The organism is Nostoc sp. (assembly GCF_035638895.1).
In the GTDB taxonomy this organism is placed as follows: Bacteria; Cyanobacteriota; Cyanobacteriia; order Cyanobacteriales; family Nostocaceae; genus Nostoc.
Window position 1 is genome coordinate 1 of the sequence record NZ_DASQZC010000393.1, and the last position, 3,868, is coordinate 3,868.

Sequence of the window (3,868 nt, forward strand, 5' to 3'; positions counted from 1 at the left end):
AAGCGATCGCGGAATACATCATAATAACCGCCTCCTTCCCGCCGTGGCTTAATCAGTCCTGCTTTTTCTAGTATTTGTACTGGGTAATGTTTATCTTCCACTAGATAACGGTAGAGAGTTTCCCAACCTGCGGGGGCATAACCTAAACCAAATTGCTGTATTGTTTCTTCTTTGAGTTGGCGGTTAGATTGCAAATATTGAAGTGCCTGTTGCCCTTGTGATTGTCTAAGAGCGTGTTGATAAAATTGTGCTGAGGAAGCCAGAACTTCATATAACTGCTCACGCAAAGATAGCTGACGCTGTAATTCTTGGCGTTGTTCAGGTTCTAGAGTTTGTACAGGTACTTGGTAACGCCGTGCTAAATCTAGCACCACATCAGCAAACGAACGTTTTCCCAATTCCATGACAAACTTAATGGCATTTCCTCCGGCTTGACAGCCGAAGCAATAGTACATTTGTTTAGTCTGACTGACGGTAAAACTGGGAGATTTCTCATCGTGGAAGGGGCACAAACCGACAAAATCTTTCCCGCGTTTGCGTAAAACTACGTATTCCGAGACGACATCTACAATATCAGCCCGTAGTTTAACTTCCTCAATTGTGTCTGGGTGCAAGCGGGGGATTTGCATTCTAGTTTATCTGTTAAGTCATAGGTTGGTAGTTAACACTGCGGTGCATTTACCAACTGATAGCTATTATATTGTTGTTGCTAGACCAAGAATGATTTATATAAATGCTTACACTTAATTTCATCAGAGGAAATACTTAAAATGGGGCGTATTTTTATTTCAGCAGCTCACGGAGGCAAAGAAGCTAGAGGGATAGATCCAGGTGCGATCGCAGGTGGTACAACTGAAGCTAGAGAAATGATTCTGCTGCGGGATTTAATTGTCACGGAACTGAGGGCGCGGAATGTCGAAATTTTGGCAGTCCCTGATGACTTGAGTGCCGCCCAAACTATCACCTGGATCAATTCTCGTGGCCGCCGGGGTGATGTTGCCCTAGAGATTGAATCTAATGCCACTAATAGCCCTTCTGTGCGTGGGGCTGGCATTTTTTATATAGCTAATAATAGCGATCGCAAGAGTAATGCTGAACAATTGCTAGTGGGGTTGTTGCGCCGTGTACCCCAATTGCCGAATCGGGGAGCCAAGCCAGATACAAATAGTGGCTTAGGTAGTTTAGCATTCTGTCGCCAGACAACGCTTCCAGCTTTGGTGATGCAAGTGGCGTTTCTCAGCAATCCAGAGGATCGGGCTTTGCTGCAAAGTCGTCGCCGCGATTTTGCTTTGGGAATTGTCGATGGTTTGGTGGCTTGGAGTCGTGTAATTGACCCCACTCCTGGAACTCCGACGGAAGCAAATTATCCGCCAATTAATATTAATATTAATGGGCAAAAATACTCAGAGCAAGGAGTTTTAGTTAATGGTAATGCTTACATTCCCATTGATTTAGTAGACCGTTTGCGGATTGACCTTTCAAAAACGGCTAATGTTAACAGAATTACCTATCGCAAAGTAGTTTATGTTAAAGCGATCGAACTGCGAGATTTTAATGTTGCAGTCACTTGGGATGCTGCAACGCGTACTGTTAGCTTGCGATCGAATTTGGCAGTTTGCCCTGGTCAATTTTCGCGGGTGATGTCGAACGGTAATACTTCTGAAGTCCAGTTACAATTATTTCTGAGAAACAATAATGAAAATGCTTTAGTAAGCTTTCCTGACATCCCAAAACTTTATCGAGAAGAAGCAGGTATAGAGGGAGTGAACTATGACATTGCCTTTTGCCAAATGTGTGTAGAAACTGGATTTTTACGGTTTGGTGGCGATATTAGACCTGAGCAAAATAACTTTGCCGGCTTAGGTGCGATCGGTGGTGGTTCGGAGGCTGCATCTTTTCCAAGTGCCAGAATTGGAGTAAGGGCACACGTCCAACATTTAAAAGCTTACGCTAGTTTAGAACCTTTGGTACAAGAAGTAGTAGATCCCAGGTTTCGCTTTGTCACACGCGGGATTGCACCATTAATTGATCAGCTATCAGGGCGGTGGTCAGCAGATTTGGATTATAGTACGAAAATTTCAGCAATGCTCAAACGATTATATGAATCAGCAGGACTTCTTTAAGTGTTGAGTAAATAAACTTGTACTAATTACTTGAACCCTCTTTTTCTTCTCTAGGAGACGCTGTGCATTGGCGGCGTACTTGGCGTACTTGGGGGTTCGTTTGCATCCTCATAGGAAACCTGTACTAAGGTTTTGCACAGCGCGATCATCTACGGTGGGCGGAACGCGATCGCAAACGTGATCTGCTTCAGCATAAAAATGCCGTAAAGTTGTAAACTTGATAGCAATTAAGAAGACAGACCGTGATCCTTCCATCAAGCAGTAGAGCGTTAGTAGCAAGTCATAACAGTAGTTTAGAGTTTACCAGCCTCGCCAAACTATCAAGTGGAAACTTGCTTGCAGAAGTGGATCTTCGTCGGGCTGTAGTAAGTTTAAAGCTAAGGCAAGACAAAAAAGCGTCGATGGGTCAGTTTCTGACTCCCGCTTCAGTAGCCCAATTGATGGCTGAGATGTTTAATAGCCTGGATTTGCCTGAAATATCCTTGCTTGATGCTGGAGCAGGAATTGGTTCATTAATAGCTGCTTTTGTAGCAAAAGTATGCCAGCAGGCAAAACCTACGTCAAGTTTGCGCGTTGTAGCTTATGAAATTGACCCTTTTCTAATTGGATATTTGCATAAGACTCTAGAGCTATGTGAGAAAGAATGCGAACATGTAGGTATTTCCTTCAGTTACGAAATTCGTGAGACTGATTTTATCGAAGATGCAGTTAGGCTGCAAAAGCTTGGTTTATTGAATAGTGCGATGCCTACGGCGGTAAACTACGCAACAGAATTTACCCATGCTATTCTCAACCCGCCTTATTTAAAAATCAATGCTCATTCCAAAATACGTGAATTACTGCGTTCCATCGGTTTGGAAACTAGCAATCTTTATACTGGTTTTATGGCTGCTACAGCACAACTTCTAAAACCAAATGGGGAGTTTGTAGCAATTACCCCGCGCAGTTTTTGTAATGGGCCATATTTCCGTAACTTCCGCAAGATGTTTTTAGAGATGATGGCTTTAGAGCAAGTACATCTTTTTGAGTCACGGCAAGAAGCATTTAGTGATGATGATGTTTTGCAGGAAACTATCATTATCCAAGCTACAAAACAAAAGCAAAAGTCCAGCAGCGTCAGCATAAATAGCAGTTGTGGTGCTAATGATGACTTTATCGTGTCACACTCTGTACCATATACAGCCTTAGTTAAGCCCGATGATCTAGAGCAGTTTATTCATATTATTCCAGATAATCTTAGCCAACAAATCGTTCAGCGAATGGCGATTTTTATCTGCACTTTAAAAGACTTAGGGCTAACAGTTTCAACCGGACGGGTAGTAGATTTCCGAGCAAAAGATTATCTAAGGATAAATCAAGAAAATAGTACTGTTCCATTAATTTATCCGGTGAATTTAGCGAATGGATATGTAGAACACCCAAAAATAACTAAAAAGCCTCAAGCAATAGTGCATATAGAAGAAACAGCAAATCTTCTAATACCAAATGAGCATTATGTATTATGTAAAAGATTTTCATCGAAAGAAGAGAAAAGGCGTGTTGTTGCGGTGGTTTATGATGCCGACCAATTTAATTATGGCTATGTTGGCTTTGAAAATCACTTAAATTACTTTCACAAAGATGGCCGTGGACTTAACCTTACCTTAGCTCGTGGGCTTGCTGTTTATCTCAATTCAACCTTAGTTGATGCTTTTTTTCGGTTGTTCAATGGGCATACTCAGGTCAATGCAACAGATTTGCGAAAA

4 protein-coding genes are annotated in these 3,868 nt (G+C 42.1%); 2 read left to right on the forward strand and 2 right to left on the reverse strand.

Translation table 11 applies throughout. The features are described 5' to 3' along the window. On the reverse strand, nucleotides 1–629 hold a 629-nt coding region (locus VE944_RS19360; protein WP_324980445.1), incomplete at its 3' end, for a DNA primase. A gap of 141 nt (nucleotides 630–770) precedes the next feature. On the opposite strand from VE944_RS19360, the gene tftA reads away from it, so the two are divergent. After that, the gene (gene tftA / locus VE944_RS19365) at nucleotides 771–2,123 is read left to right on the forward strand and encodes a hormogonium tapered terminus morphoprotein TftA (RefSeq protein WP_324980448.1); all 1,353 of its coding nucleotides are present in this window, start codon (nucleotides 771–773) and stop codon (nucleotides 2,121–2,123) included. Nucleotides 2,124–2,231: 108 nt separating this feature from the next. Here tftA and VE944_RS19370 read toward each other — a convergent pair whose 3' ends face one another. Beyond that, a complete protein-coding gene (locus tag VE944_RS19370) occupies nucleotides 2,232–2,378 on the reverse strand; it encodes a hypothetical protein (protein ID WP_324980451.1) in 147 nt (48 codons plus the stop codon). Here VE944_RS19370 and VE944_RS19375 point away from each other — a divergent pair. After that, on the forward strand, nucleotides 2,366–3,868 hold a 1,503-nt coding region (locus VE944_RS19375; RefSeq protein WP_324980454.1), incomplete at its 3' end, for an Eco57I restriction-modification methylase domain-containing protein. The two genes, VE944_RS19370 and VE944_RS19375, sit on opposite strands and share 13 nt — an antisense overlap.